Here is a 12,465-nt window from a genome sequence, read left to right on the forward strand (position 1 = left end):
GGAAATAAAACAAACGATGGGGGATTCCCTATACGGAGTTAAAAAAGATGAACGTTCGCATGAAACCCCGGATTTTTTTAGCCGTCCTGCTGACCGTGCTTCTGGTTCTGACGTTGGGCAGCTGCGTTTCGAATCTTCCGAACGGCGGCGAGGCGGCGAAACCGACCGAAGCCGCTTCGGAAATGGGAGACGGAAACGCGGCATCTTCCGACGGCGTTTCCGCCGGTCCGGCAGCGAATTTCGTTCCGGGTGACGATTCCGCCGTGTCCGCCGCTAATACGACCCCGATCGCGCCCGGGACAACGTTCGATAACCCCTGGCGCTACTGCGAAGCGGTTTCGACGATCGACAGTCCAGGGATCGAATACGTCGGGGAAAAACCGAACGGCGCGGTCGTCGCGAAAACGCTCCGGCTCCTCGGCGTTCCGGAGAGCGACGGCGCGGGTCATACCGTCGTCTGGCGCTGCATGGACGGGCTGGTTTACGGCTGCGACGTAACGCTGACGGGGACCTGCCTGACGAAATTATCGCTCCTGACGCAGCCGACCCAGCGCATGATCGACGAATGCGCCCGCGGCGAAAACGACGGCGCGGCGCTCCCCGAAGCCGTAACTGGGGCGGACACGCCGTATGAATGGGGCTGCGTCGGCTCGGCGCCGGCGATCCTCCGCCAGCGGGTCTCCGTCGACGCGCAGGATTTCGACGCGACGATCTGGAAACCGGTGTATGAAAATTAAGGAATCCCAGCGAAAAAAAAACGTTAAAGTCAATTCAACAACTGAAATAAGGAACCCCGAATCATGAACGCTGTAGAAATTATCGTTAAGAAGCGCGACGGCGAACCGCTCAGCCGCGAGGAGATCAAATTCTTTATCGACGGGTACACCGCGGGAAAAATCCCCGATTACCAGGCCTCCGCGCTGGCGATGGCGATTCTCTGCCGCGGGATGAACGACCGGGAAACCGCCGATCTGACCATGGCGATCGCGGAATCCGGCGAAGTCCTTTCGCTTGACGGCGTCGTCGATATCGCGGTCGACAAGCATTCGACCGGCGGCGTCGGCGATAAAACGACGCTGATTGTCCAGCCGATCGTCAGCGCCTGCGGCGTTCCGGTCGCGAAAATGTCCGGACGCGGGCTGGGGTTCAGCGGGGGAACGATCGATAAACTCGAATCCATTCCGGGGATGCGCCTCGACCTGACGAAAGAGGAATTCCTCGCGCAGCTGAAAAAATATCATACGGTTCTTTCCGGTCAATCCGGCGACTTAGCCCCGGCGGACGGGAAGCTTTACGCGCTCCGCGACGTAACCGGAACCGTTCCGGCGCTCCCGCTGATCGCGTCGTCGGTCATGAGTAAAAAGATCGCCGCCGGAACGCCCGTGATCCTTCTCGACGTCAAGGTCGGCGACGGCGCGTTCATGGAAACGATCGAAAAGGCGCGGCGCTTAGCCGGCGTCATGGTCGCGATCGGCACGCAAATCGGTCGGAAGGTCTACGCGGAACTCACTGACATGAACCAACCGCTCGGCGCGGCCGTCGGCAATATTCTCGAAGTCAAAGAATCGATCGCTTTCCTGAAAGGGGAGCCCGTTCCATCCGATCTCTACGAACATTGCGTCAAGTCATCGGCGACGCTGCTGGAAATGGCCGGGGCGGCGGCGACGAGCGAAGACGCGCTGGCGCTGGTTCGCCGCGCGCTCTCGTCCGGCGCAGCCTTCGAGAGCCTGAAAAAGCTGGTCTCGCTCCAGGGCGGCGATATTTCCTACCTCGATTCACCGGAAAAATTCCCGGCCGCGCCGATCGTTCGGACCGTTACGGCCGATCGCGCCGGTTATGTTCATGCCATCCGCGCGCGGATCGTCGGCGAAGCTTCGGTCACGCTGGACGCCGGGCGGATTACCAAGAGCGACGCTATCGACCGCCGCGTCGGTATCCTGGTGCATTCGAAGGTCGGCGATCCCGTCGAAAAAGGTCAGCCGATCTTCACGATTCACGCCAACAGCGAAGCGAAGGCCGAACGGGCGGCGGCGAACCTGATCCAGGCCATCTCGATTCAGGACGGACCCCGCGACCGCTATCCACAGTTCTACGGCCTGATCACCGGATCGGACGACAAAACGGCATGAACCCCGACAGCTCCAGTCCGGACAAAAAAGAAATCGAACGTGAAAGCGAAGCCGCGTTCGGAGAGCGCCCCTTTGCGCAGCTCCGCAGCGCGGCAAAGACGAAAAAGCTCATTTTCGACGCGGTCGAATCCGGAGACGCAGGAACGATTCATCGCTTTCTTCAGCGGAACGAATTCCCCGGCGCGCTTCATAAAAACTTTTATCCTGACGAGAAAGAGCTTTCCGGACTGAAAAATCTCCTTCTCCGTTTCTTTTACGAAGCCGCTGAAGCCTCAATCCGCGGCGGATTCGATCCCGAGGAAGCGGAAACGCTTTTCGAGGAGCTTTCCGGCCGCCTGAATCAGGCGACCACCGTCGAAGACCTTGTCAGCCTCGAAAAGCTGGTCATTTCGACGTACGGCGATCCGTTTTTCCGAAAGACCACGCAGAGGCACTGTTCGCTTCCCGAACGGGTCAACCGCTTCATCAGCGAAAACTACATGCAGAAACTGACGATCACCCAGATTTCGAACGCTCTCTGCCTGCATCCGAATTACCTGATGAAAAAATATAAGGCGGAATCGGGAAAAAGTATCATGCAGGCGGTCAACGACAAACGCATCAGCGAGGCGATGAAGCTCTTGCTGACGACGGAGATATCGATCGACCGGATTTCGAAGAAAATTGGCTTCGAAACGCCGCAGTACTTCAACACCGTCTTCAAGAAGCGCATGGGGAAGTCGCCGAATCAGGCCCGCCGCGAAGCGAAAGCGTCAGGACGGCGGAAGACAGACGCTGAGCCCGAAGCGGAAGACTGAAACGGTCGATCCGCGGAACGTCGCCCGGCTCGCCGAAGACACGCGCCGGTTGACCGCCCTGCAGGAACGGGAAGCCGTCCACCGATATGGGAAATGGTTCGGCGAACGGGATATTTATTCGAAAGCGTGTCAGTTGCGATAAAATAGACCGTAGACAGTTAATTAAGAGCCGTCCTCGTTCCAGAAATAAAACTGCTCCGGGCGGGACGTGCTCAAAAAACAATAAAGCTATTTTGTACACTTGGAAGGAGTTTCTATTATGTTCCATACAGTTATTGTTGCAGGAAATATCGGTCGGGATCCGGAAATGCGGTACACGCCGTCGGGCGTTCCGGTTACGTCGTTCAGTGTCGCGACCAGCCGGCAATATTCAAATGCGCAGGGGCAGCCGGTCAAAGAGACGATCTGGTTCCGGATCACCTGCTGGTCAAAGTTGGCTGAATTTGCGAATACATACTTGAAAAAAGGGACGAAGATCATCGTCGAAGGCCGGCTCGTTCCTGATCCGAATACTGGCGGACCGCGCGTTTTTCAGCGATCCGACGGAACTTCTGGTGCATCGTTTGAGATTAACGCTGCGACAATCCGTTCGATCGGCTCACGAAGCGAAAATACCGAATCAGGTTCAACCGATTTCGATACAAGCGACGCGAACGAGGACGATATCCCGTTCTAACTCATGAACCATTCTACGACTCAAACGATCAATCAAATCGCTGAATCAGCGCACGTCGTTTTTGAAGCGGAAACGAAGGCTCGAGACGACGCGCTCAGCAAAGCCCGGGCGCTGACACGGGCCTCTGCTAACGCGATCCGCGCGATTCATCGGGGCGACAGCGTTGAAGCACATCGTCATCTTGATGCTGGAAAGAACCTGTTCTCCGAAATAGCCGAGGAGTTGAAAAGCTTTCCCGGTTTGTATTACGCGGGTTATACCCAGGACGCCATTAAAGAGTACTGCGAAGCCAGTCTGACAACGGCGTTTATCGAAATGTGCGAGCTCCCGACGCCGGAAAGTTTAGGCGTTCCGGTTTCTACGTTCCTGCGTGGATTAGCGGAAACGCCGGGCGAACTGCGCCGCCGCTGCATGGATATCCTGCGAATGGGGTATTCGGACGAGGCGGAAACGCTGTTGTCTGAAATGGACGATATTTATTCGGTCCTGATTACGATGGATTACCCGGACGCGGTCACGAATGGCCTCCGACGGCAGACGGACCTGCTGCGCGGGATTGTCGAGCGAACGCGCGCCGACCTGACGCTGAGTTTGCGAGAAGAAAAACTGAAAGAATTGCTGCGGCGAACGATCGAAACGCATGAATCATCCCTCATAAAGTAGATGAAACGGGGCGTCCCAATCGTTTCTGAAACTTTTGGGACGCCTTTGTTGACTGGATCTCACCTATCGATGCCCTGACATCAGGCGAAGCTTATCCCAATTGGGTAGCCAGCGGATAAAGTTTAAGAAATTGACGAAATCGTTCTTCATACATGGAGGTTAATTTATTGTCAGGTGTGTACCTTTCGGCAGGACAGCTGTCCGTCAGGTATTCTATGAAGCCTGCGTAATTCTTTTCTTTCCCTAATCCGATTTTACCTGAAACGGATAATGCGATCGCCGGTAAAAAGTCTGCATTGGAAAATACAATTAATTCCTGGTTAAGAATATTGGAGAGAATTTTCATCCAGCACATCTCTTTTGTTCCACCGCCGACAACGGTCATTTTCTGAACGGATTTATTTATCGTTTCTAATCCTTGACGAATCGAAAATGCGACGCCCTCTAACGCTGCCTGAGCTAAATCAGTCTTTGAAGTCGATGCAGAGATACCGGCGAAGAGGCCGCGAACAGAATTGTTCATGACCGGGAAACGTTCTCCAATAATATATGGAAGGAAAAGCAAACCGTTGCTGCCCGGGGTTCCGTCAAGCAGCAAACGATGAACCTCATCATAATTAATCGCTCGCTCCTGTGAAGATAAAATTTTACTGATCCATTGATGTACATTGCCTGCGTTTAGAAATGGAACGACGTTTATATAAGTCTGCGAAGGGATCGCGGCGAGATTGAAAACAGAAGGGTTATCCAGCGGTTTTTCAGACGCGGTTGCGATCCACCCTGTCGTACCGATATTGATATTAAAATCATTCGCCGCTATAACCGCGCCTGCCAACGTTGCTGATCCTGCGTCGCCTGAACCAGAAAAGACAAGCGTTCCAGACGAATATCCCGTTTCGATCGAAGCGCTTTCGATAACTTCGCCCACAATTTCATCAGAAGACGTTACTTTGGGAAGCAAGCTGGAAGAAAAGCCGAATCGATTTATCCATTCAACTTGCCATTCTTTCGAAAGAATGTCCATTAGCCCAGTTGTGGATCCGGTCGTAATATCGGTTACGCAGTTCCCGGTCAGTTTCCGAATAATAAAGTCTTTTGAACTGAATAAAACGCAGTCAGTTTGATTAAATACATCAGGCGACATGTCCTTAAGCCATAAAAGCTTCGCAAAGGGCGTAGCTCCATCCATCCTGTTTCCAGTAATTTTTCGTATTGTTTCTTTTCCAAGGGCGGCGCTGATCTTTTCTGCCTCGCGATTCGCTCTCCCATCAGAATACAAAATTGCGTTCGACGATGGATCGCCATTCTTCTGAATAGGTATAAGATTTTGCATCTGACCGCTCATAATGATAGCTTCAATTTTATGTTGCGGTTTGGTTCTTACGAACAGATTCGAGATTTCACAAAAAGCTGTGTACCAGCTGTTCGGGTCCTGCTCACCTTTTTCGTTATGAAAAAAAGTATCGATTCTTCGGCTTTCTGCACGGATAATAGTATTATCCATCCCTATCAGTACACCTTTAATAGCGGTAGTGCCAATATCAAAAGTAGCGATACAGTTCATTTATTCATCCTTGCCTGGAAGATTTGTCTTAATTTCGCGAATAAAAGCATACAGCTCGTTCGCCGACAGATTCAGTTTTCTGACCATAGCTGTGCCGACAATGACACCGTCAAAGCCGGCAGCAATTAAATTCGAGGCTTTTTCGGGCGTGTTGATTCCGAATCCGGCGAATATGTGGCAGCCACCGTTTTTCTTGATCAGGTCCAATAATGGCTTGTAGTCTTCTTCAACGCCGTTCATCCCGGTTGGCCCTGAATAGAGCTGAAAATAGATCGGATTAAAATGCTCAATTTGCTCCTGAACGGATTCAATTGGCATCTTCGGATTTATGAAGCCGATTACATCTATTGGATAGGGATCGATTGATTTTTGAAATTGGATTCGTTCGGAATAGGTCAACTCTGGTAACACGAAGCCATCGGCAAATCTATTTTTTGCAATTTCCAGATAAAAATCATTTTTCAACAGATCTTCTTTGTAACCCATAATCCATATTGGGCAGTCTAACGTTTCTCTGATTTTGGCCCAGTTGGAAAGATCATTTCTATTCATCTGCGTTTGCAGGTGGGCTTGTTGGATGATATCACCGTCTAAATAAGGGTGGGACGAAGGATATCCGATTTCAAAAATATCCAGCCCTGCTTTGACGCAATTAGCCCCGACATCGAGAAATTGGCCAAAAGTCGGGTATCCCGATACCAGGTAGCCTGCAAGAAGCGATTTACTGCGATTTAATAAATTCCTATTTCGAATCGATCGAAGCTCCATTATTCGGTGCTTCCTTTCCCTAATTTTTGCGCGATTACCGCTAAAATAATTATTGCTCCCGTTAATATATCCTGAATATAAGTTGGAACCTGGAGTATGGTTAATCCGTTTGCTAAGATTCCTAAAATTGCGGCGCCGATAAACGTTCCCCATACGTTCGGAACGCTTTCTCTGAAAACCGTGCTTCCGAGATATACAGCGGCGTAGGAAGAAAGGAAGAAACTATCGCCGCCCGTCGGGTGAGCAGAGCCCAGGCGGCTTGCCATGAGGACGCCGGTCACTGCGGAAAGCCCACCGCAAAGCGCGAATGCAATTCTTTTATTTCTATTTACGTTAATACCAGAGACTCGCGAGGCTGTTTCATTACCGCCGATTGCGTAGAGTTTACGTCCAAAAGCGGTATTTCGCATGATAAACCAAAAGATCACGGAAAAAAGCAGCATGATCATTGTTAGGTATGGAATTTGCGTCAGACTTTTCGAGCCGATAAAGGTAAAAGATTTAGGAATGTTTTGAAAAACTGTTGATCCATCCGTTAGCCAATACGTGAAACCTGCAAGGATAGTGCTCATTCCTAAGGTTGTAATAAACGAAAGCACGTTGAATTTTGTAACAATCCAACCGTTGACCCATCCAAGAATCAGACAAGCGACGACAGGCACCAGGAAACAAAGCCAGACTGGAAAACCCGCTACAGCCAGTAACGCTCCGATTACGCCGCCTAAACTCGCTAACGCGCCAATCGATAAATCGAATTCGCCGACGCACATGATCAGCGTTGCGCCAATTGCTATAATAACTTGAAGTGAGATTTGGCGGCTGATATTGATAAGATTCCTGAAAGTAAAGAAAGCGTCGAGGCGAAGAATACTGAAAATTATTATCACCAGAAGGCCCGCAATAATCGTCCCGTAGGTTTGAAGAATATCTGAAGCTGTTGTTTTATTTTTCATCTTTGCGCCTTTCTTCTTTCCGCTGATAACAGATTGCCAAAATTTGTCTTGATGTCAGGTTTTCATTCTTCAGACAGGCTTGCGTTTCCCCGTTTACGATAACGACGATATTGTCTGCGATATTCAGCATTTCGTCTATATCCGAGGAAACGACGACAATAGCGGCGCCTTGGCCCGCCAGATTGCGAAGAAGGCGATGAATTTCAGATCGTGTTTTGATATCGACTGCCTGCGTTGGCTCGTCGCATAAAAGAACCTTTGGTTCGGACATTAACGCTTTTGCGAAAACGACCTTTTGTTGATTTCCGCCAGATAATTTGGCGACTTGCTGCGCTGGGCCGGTCGTTTTAATCGATAAGGATCTAATTTTTTCTTCAGCGTGGTTCGTTTCATTTTTTTCGTCGACAATCCCGAATCTGGCATTCTGATCGATGGTTGACAGAACGATATTTTGTTTTACAGATAGGCTTGTGATTAATGCCTTTCCGCGCCTGTCCTCACTGATAAGAACCAAACCGTTTTTTAGTGATTGCGCCGGAGAAGGTTTTGGGTATCCTTTTTGGCCTATGGTTATTTTTCCAAAGGCTTTTTCTCGTAAACCGTAGATAGTCTCGAGTGTTTCTGTTCTGCCGCTTCCTCCCAGACCGTAGATTCCGAGAATTTCGCCTTTCCTGACAGAAAAACTGACGCCTTTTACGATTTTGTCTGCGCTCTTCAGATGATCAACAGATAGAAATGTTTCCCCGAAGACTCTATCAGTTCCTTTGGCTTCGCTTACCCAATTGCCTGTCATCAGTGAGATAATTTTTTCCAGGTTGGTATGGTTTGTTGTTTCGGTTGAAATCAGCTCTCCATTTTTTAAGACTGTAATTCTGTCCGTTAATCTAAATATCTCGTCCATTCGATGCGAAACGTATAAAATGGAAACGCCGCTTTCCTTTAATTTTTGTATGATCCTAAAGAGAATTGCAGCCTCTTTTTCGGTCAGCGAAGCTGTAGGCTCGTCTAAAATCAACAATTGACATTCAGTCATCATTGCACGAATTATTTCGAGCAGTGTTTTTTGAGGCGGGCTTAATAATCTGGCTGGCGCTCTGAGATTCAGGCTGATTCCTATGCGTTTTGCGGTCTTGTCGACCCTTTGCTGCATTTTCTCCCAATCCAGGAGGATTCCGCCAAATCGCGTTTCATACGGAAGCCCGAGATAGGCGTTTTCATATCCGCTAAGAAAGGGAATAAGGTTTCTGTCCTGATGTATAACGTTGATTCCAAGTCTGCGACTCTGCCATGGGGAATGAATTCTGATTTCCTTTCCATTCCACAGGATTTGGCCAGAGTCAAACCCATAAACTCCAGTCAATATCTTAATTAAAGTTGATTTTCCAGCGCCGTTTTCACCGACAAGGCCATGAATCTCTCCTGGCATCATTTCAAAATCTACATTTCGCAGAGCATATATCCCGTTGAATTGTTTGTTGATTTTCGCTGTTTTCAATAACATGGCCCTGTCCTTAAATTGTGCGTAAAGAGCAGTCTATTCTTTCAGATAATCTGCAACGTTTTTAATCGTGATCAGCTTCGCGGGCGCGTAAATTTCGCCTGGCTCGATCGTTTCATCGTCGAACATTTGAATAATTGACGCTGAGATGAGTTCCGCCATGCCTTCGAAATCCTGGGCTACGGTTGCTTTAAGATCTGTTCCGTCAGCGATCATTTGCAGCGCTTGACTATTCCCGTCGACGCCGGTAATTACAATTTCATCCCGACCAGCGTCCAAGCATGCCTGAGCCGCTCCAATCGCGGGCTCGTCCCAGGCAGCCCAGATAGCAGAGATCGATCCTTTTTCAGAATTCGCAAGCAGCAGGTTCTCAACGATTTTTCGTGCGTTTTCAATCGGATTCGGAACTTCAACGTGCTGCTCTGTAATAAGTTCGATTTCCCCGTTATCTTTAAGCAGGTCGTCCATAGCTTCGCAGCGCTTGACCACGCCTGGATGAGGGCGGTGTGTCAGGGTGATAATCTTGCCCTCTCCGCTTATTAAATCGTTGACCAAATATTCTCCAATTAATTTTCCCATTGCGTAATTATCGCTGGTTGCGTTGACGGCCATGCCTTCGATAAAACCGCTGTCGACGCCAAAGACTGGAATATTTGCTTCGAATGCGGATTCGAGTTGGGCCTCGACCTGAGAGGGATCGACGCTGATGATAACGATCGCGTCGACCATAGCCGAGACAGTGTCTTCAATACGGCTCGCAAATTGCGCCATATCGCCCTTTGTATCAACGATCGTTACGATGACGCCAGCGTCTTCTAAACGGTCCGATAAATAATTGGCCATCTGGTTTGTTGTTACTGAACTCATGTATGGCGTCAGGATCGTAACTTTTTTCCCTTTAGGGCTTCCCATGACTGTGAATACATTTGCCAAAAGCAATACAAACGCTAATCCGTATGCGGCTAAAAAATTATTCTTTTTCATCTTTCTCTCCTTTAGTTTATGGTTTTTAATTTAATAGACGTGCTGCTGTATCCGTATCCGTGATCAGAACGTCTAAATATCCGCTGCTAAGCGATGCTTTAATGGCCTCTGTTTTAGCTATGCCGACACCAATTCCTATTTTCTTGGCGCTGGAGAGGGTTTGTAATGTTTGCCCGATACTTCGTTTATCTAAGATCGTTTCAATAATTTTTCCATCTTTATCAAGGAAGGAATTGCAAATTGCCGCGATAACTCCGCGATTCAACAATTCTTTTCTGTCTTTTTCCGTCCAACGCCCGGCGATTGCAGGCGTTGATGATACGTTGACGTTTCCGATTCCGAGAAGCGCAATATCGCAGTTTCTTCCGAGTTTAAGGATCGATCTAATTGTTGGTTCGCGCAATAGCGATTCCTTGATCTCGGCGCTTTGAACGATGACAGGCGCGTTCAGCGCATAATTAATCCCGCCGGTTTTTTCTGCAAATCGTTGGGCGATCGCGTTTGCATGGATTTTAGCGTTCTCTAATCCGAGCCCTCCCATTAAAGGAACAATCTCAAGGTTCTTTTTTTGAGATGGGGAAACGTAATCGATTACGGTCGAGATCGTGTTCCCGCTCATGACCCCAATTTTCATCCCGTCGTTTATCAGGGTTTCGATATGCTCGGCTGCCTGCATACAGAATTTTTCAAAAGTCTGATCGCTCGGATAACCGCTTAGATTGACGACGATCGCGTCCTTTAAGCTGAACTTTTTAATTAATCCTTGCTCAAGGTTCAATTCAGTTTCGAAAGCGTCATCAATTGTTATTGTTACAATCCCTTTTTCTCTCGCGGCCGAAATTATCCGACAAACCTGTGGCCTCGAAATCCCCAGCTTCTCTGAGATTTCTTTTTGGCTAATGTTTGCCAGGTAGTACATCCTGCAAATTTTGAGCATCAGCTGACGGTTATCCAACATTGTCATATGCGACACCTTTAGAAATTTATTTCAGCTTAATAATTTATTTCCATTCCATCTTACACTTATGCCTCATCCTTGACAAGTGATTTTTGTAATGAAAAAGGGAGCGAAGTGTAATATATCCGACTAAGATTATAACAATCTCCCGTCTGCTCCAGCTACTTTTATATCTCGCATTGTCCGGCAGGCAATACCTTATGTGGCAGGGGGATCATGTCAATAACAAGGGGAAATGTCCCAAAAAAGGGGAACATCAGCGGGAAAAAAGGCTATCGGCAGATTAAGAAATCCTGAAGCGGCGATGGGCTTGATCCTGGGCCAAGATAAAAGAAGAATAGCGCCAGGGGGTGTTTCATAGGCGGAGCAGGAAAAACAGATTCAGGCGAAGACGATCATCTGGCGGAAGCGAAGATCTGGCCGTCAAAAGCCCTGATCACAAGGCAATCGCTTATGATATAGCGGTTTACCGTCCGGACGGTCATGCCTGATTTCACCGCAACACGCTATTTATTACCGCCATGATCCATCAATACTTTAATAACCTGATATTTTTGTTCCTCGTTCATTCGTAGTGATATCTTTCTCATGTCAGGGAATCCTCCTGCCGTCCATCATGACAAACTGACGTTTATCATGGTAGACGGCAGGACAAATTCCAAAAAACTTCTATGAGACAATATCACAGACTTTTCGCGCATGAATCTCAAAAAAATAACGCGATCTTGAACTGGCGATGAGTCATCTCTTGAATGCGGAGGAAAGAAGCTTGCTTCCAAGGATAAGTCTTCGGAGGGATATAACGTTTTTTCGGCACAGGAGGAACAATGACATCAAATTCAGGAGAGGATACAGCATGTTTGCGGATCTCACTCAACGCGAAGGATTTGGTCGAAAACGTGATAATAGCCGTCGAGTGTTTCCTACCAATCAAAGAAGGCGCCGACGATGGCGCGGGTGGCATTATCGACAGCAAGATGAAGGACGGACTTGCGTTCCCCGAACCAGAGATGAAAAGAGCCGTCCATTCGGATTTCTTCGCCGAAGTATTTACAGCGCTGCTGACGCGGATGAGCGTCCTCAAGAGCGATCTGGCGACGGACAACCGTCTCAACTTCGTTTTCAGAGATGGAAGGGGTATCCGTCAGCAATTTAGCTTTTGTGAGCTTTTTTCGAGTAGCCCTGCGAATATGCGGAGACAGGATATCATTCGCCCAGAGAAGGCGATAGACAGTCGCGTAGGAAACGTCAATGTTCTCGTACTCAGATAGTAAGTCTTTGTAATGGGCGAAATTGAATCCAGCATATTTTTCTCGATACAAAGATACAATCAAATCGCTTACTTCCTTGGAGAGAGAATTAGCAGGAGGGCGGTGTCTGTTCCCATGAACAAACGCCGCTTTTCCTTTACGCTTGTAGGCAGCGATATAGCGGCTTACCGTCCGGACGGCCACACCCAGTTTCAACGCAACACG

12 protein-coding genes are annotated in these 12,465 nt (G+C 48.8%); 6 read left to right on the forward strand and 6 right to left on the reverse strand.

Translation table 11 applies throughout. From position 1 onward, the window contains the following. The first annotated feature begins 47 nt into the window (after positions 1 to 47). The 5 genes from BEQ56_01120 to BEQ56_01140 all read left to right on the forward strand — a co-directional run bounded on the left by BEQ56_01120 (position 48) and on the right by BEQ56_01140 (position 4,265). The gene (locus BEQ56_01120; protein ID AOH42202.1) at positions 48 to 737 is read left to right on the forward strand and encodes a hypothetical protein; all 690 of its coding nucleotides are present in this window, start codon (positions 48 to 50) and stop codon (positions 735 to 737) included. Positions 738 to 800: 63 nt separating this feature from the next. Beyond that, positions 801 to 2,129 carry a thymidine phosphorylase gene (locus BEQ56_01125; GenBank protein AOH42203.1) on the forward strand — a complete coding sequence of 443 codons (1,329 nt, stop codon included), beginning with the start codon at positions 801 to 803 and terminating at the stop codon, positions 2,127 to 2,129. Next, positions 2,126 to 2,926 carry a hypothetical protein gene (locus BEQ56_01130; protein ID AOH42204.1) on the forward strand — a complete coding sequence of 267 codons (801 nt, stop codon included), beginning with the start codon at positions 2,126 to 2,128 and terminating at the stop codon, positions 2,924 to 2,926. Before BEQ56_01125 ends, BEQ56_01130 begins: the two co-directional genes overlap by 4 nt. 259 nt (positions 2,927 to 3,185) lie before the next feature. After that, positions 3,186 to 3,602 carry a hypothetical protein gene (locus BEQ56_01135; GenBank protein AOH42205.1) on the forward strand — a complete coding sequence of 139 codons (417 nt, stop codon included), beginning with the start codon at positions 3,186 to 3,188 and terminating at the stop codon, positions 3,600 to 3,602. A 3-nt stretch (positions 3,603 to 3,605) separates the two neighbouring features. Beyond that, a complete protein-coding gene (locus BEQ56_01140) occupies positions 3,606 to 4,265 on the forward strand; it encodes a haloacid dehalogenase (GenBank protein AOH42206.1) in 660 nt (219 codons plus the stop codon). A 91-nt stretch (positions 4,266 to 4,356) separates the two neighbouring features. On the opposite strand, the gene BEQ56_01145 is transcribed toward BEQ56_01140, so the two are convergent. The 6 genes from BEQ56_01145 to BEQ56_01170 are packed head-to-tail and all read right to left on the reverse strand — an operon-like array spanning position 4,357 to position 10,996. Beyond that, on the reverse strand, positions 4,357 to 5,829 hold the full coding sequence (locus BEQ56_01145) for a hypothetical protein (protein AOH42207.1): 1,473 nt from the start codon (positions 5,827 to 5,829) through the stop codon (positions 4,357 to 4,359). After that, the gene (locus BEQ56_01150; GenBank protein ID AOH42208.1) at positions 5,830 to 6,597 is read right to left on the reverse strand and encodes a hypothetical protein; all 768 of its coding nucleotides are present in this window, start codon (positions 6,595 to 6,597) and stop codon (positions 5,830 to 5,832) included. It abuts the gene before it with no gap. Beyond that, positions 6,597 to 7,550, reverse strand: a complete 954-nt coding sequence (locus BEQ56_01155) for an ABC transporter permease (GenBank protein ID AOH42209.1) — start codon at positions 7,548 to 7,550, stop codon at positions 6,597 to 6,599. The genes BEQ56_01150 and BEQ56_01155 overlap by 1 nt, the downstream gene beginning before the upstream one ends. Further along, positions 7,540 to 9,051 (reverse strand): ribose ABC transporter ATP-binding protein, encoded by a 1,512-nt coding sequence (locus BEQ56_01160; GenBank protein AOH42210.1) that lies wholly within the window; start codon positions 9,049 to 9,051, stop codon positions 7,540 to 7,542. The genes BEQ56_01155 and BEQ56_01160 overlap by 11 nt, the downstream gene beginning before the upstream one ends. A gap of 33 nt (positions 9,052 to 9,084) precedes the next feature. Continuing rightward, a complete protein-coding gene (locus BEQ56_01165) occupies positions 9,085 to 10,032 on the reverse strand; it encodes a ribose ABC transporter substrate-binding protein (GenBank protein ID AOH42211.1) in 948 nt (315 codons plus the stop codon). 25 nt (positions 10,033 to 10,057) lie between these two features. Further along, positions 10,058 to 10,996 carry a hypothetical protein gene (locus BEQ56_01170; protein ID AOH42212.1) on the reverse strand — a complete coding sequence of 313 codons (939 nt, stop codon included), beginning with the start codon at positions 10,994 to 10,996 and terminating at the stop codon, positions 10,058 to 10,060. Between the two features lie 821 nt (positions 10,997 to 11,817). Between BEQ56_01170 and BEQ56_01175 the strand changes: the two genes are divergently transcribed. Next, positions 11,818 to 12,261: a hypothetical protein gene (locus BEQ56_01175; protein ID AOH42213.1), complete on the forward strand. Its 444-nt coding sequence runs from the start codon at positions 11,818 to 11,820 to the stop codon at positions 12,259 to 12,261. The last annotated feature ends 204 nt before the right edge of the window (positions 12,262 to 12,465 follow it).

Source organism: Anaerolineaceae bacterium oral taxon 439 (assembly GCA_001717545.1).
Taxonomy (GTDB): Bacteria; Chloroflexota; Anaerolineae; order Anaerolineales; family Anaerolineaceae; genus Flexilinea.

Excerpts from the sequence above, each read along its gene's own strand:
- BEQ56_01150 (AOH42208.1), bottom strand. The coding sequence starts at position 6,597 with ATGGAGCTTCGATCGATTCGAAATAGGAATTTATTAAATCGCAGTAAA.
- BEQ56_01175 (AOH42213.1), top strand. The coding sequence starts at position 11,818 with ATGACATCAAATTCAGGAGAGGATACAGCATGTTTGCGGATCTCACTC.
- BEQ56_01155 (AOH42209.1), bottom strand. The coding sequence starts at position 7,550 with ATGAAAAATAAAACAACAGCTTCAGATATTCTTCAAACCTACGGGACG.
- BEQ56_01130 (AOH42204.1), top strand. The coding sequence starts at position 2,126 with ATGAACCCCGACAGCTCCAGTCCGGACAAAAAAGAAATCGAACGTGAA.
- BEQ56_01160 (AOH42210.1), bottom strand. The coding sequence starts at position 9,051 with ATGTTATTGAAAACAGCGAAAATCAACAAACAATTCAACGGGATATAT.
- BEQ56_01170 (AOH42212.1), bottom strand. The coding sequence starts at position 10,996 with ATGACAATGTTGGATAACCGTCAGCTGATGCTCAAAATTTGCAGGATG.
- BEQ56_01140 (AOH42206.1), top strand. The coding sequence starts at position 3,606 with ATGAACCATTCTACGACTCAAACGATCAATCAAATCGCTGAATCAGCG.
- BEQ56_01120 (AOH42202.1), top strand. The coding sequence starts at position 48 with ATGAACGTTCGCATGAAACCCCGGATTTTTTTAGCCGTCCTGCTGACC.
- BEQ56_01125 (AOH42203.1), top strand. The coding sequence starts at position 801 with ATGAACGCTGTAGAAATTATCGTTAAGAAGCGCGACGGCGAACCGCTC.
- BEQ56_01165 (AOH42211.1), bottom strand. The coding sequence starts at position 10,032 with ATGAAAAAGAATAATTTTTTAGCCGCATACGGATTAGCGTTTGTATTG.
- BEQ56_01135 (AOH42205.1), top strand. The coding sequence starts at position 3,186 with ATGTTCCATACAGTTATTGTTGCAGGAAATATCGGTCGGGATCCGGAA.
- BEQ56_01145 (AOH42207.1), bottom strand. The coding sequence starts at position 5,829 with ATGAACTGTATCGCTACTTTTGATATTGGCACTACCGCTATTAAAGGT.